Annotated in this window: 1 rRNA gene; it reads left to right on the top strand. The window is 43.0% G+C overall.

Annotated features, from left to right (window positions below):
• Window positions 1–96, top strand: a 23S ribosomal RNA gene (locus tag EFBL_RS13195); the annotation flags it as partial.
• Window positions 97–207: the final 111 nt, after the last annotated feature.

Genomic DNA, 207 nt, shown 5'->3' with positions numbered 1-207 from the left:
TAAGATCCCCTGAAGAAGACAGGGTGGATAGGCTGGGTGTGTAAGCATGGTGACATGTTGAGCTGACCAGTACTAATCGATCGAGGGCTTAATCAAGATATGGTGATTCCCTTTCTCATATTCGCATCTGGTTTTCAGGGAGCAACTAAAATAGAGCTGAGATTCAGTCTTATTTCCGATTTTGCGGCCATTCAGTCCAAAATAAAA

Source organism: Effusibacillus lacus (genome assembly GCF_002335525.1).
In the GTDB taxonomy this organism is placed as follows: domain Bacteria; phylum Bacillota; class Bacilli; order Tumebacillales; family Effusibacillaceae; genus Effusibacillus; species Effusibacillus lacus.
This window is presented reverse-complemented; position numbering and strand designations above follow the sequence as displayed.